This is a genomic window from Peribacillus sp. SIMBA_075 (assembly GCF_046534585.1).
The window spans coordinates 1-251 of sequence record NZ_JAWRYN010001184.1; the positions used below are offsets into that span (position 1 = coordinate 1).

The 251-nt window shown below is 39.4% G+C and carries 1 pseudogene; it reads left to right on the forward strand.

Annotated elements, in window-relative coordinates:
* Nucleotides 1-45: 45 nt before the first annotated feature.
* Nucleotides 46-251 (forward strand): annotated as a pseudogene (locus SB775_RS32060) (hypothetical protein); the annotation flags it as partial.

Below are 251 nucleotides of genomic sequence, written 5' to 3' on the forward strand. Positions count from 1 at the left end.
GTTTATTGTCGTGAATTGTATGTTTAAAGCAAAGGAGTGAACCGTATGAAACCTATATATGCATTTGATAAAAACAACAAGTATATACCTGGTGGGGATAAAGAAATACTCGATGACGCTGAAATTCCAGAGGGGTTTACGGATGTACAACCTCAAGAAGGGTTATATATAGCGGAATATAATCCCGCGAGCAAAACATGGAGTGAGTCGGCAACCCAGGAATACATTGATGGCTTACAAATAGAGCAACC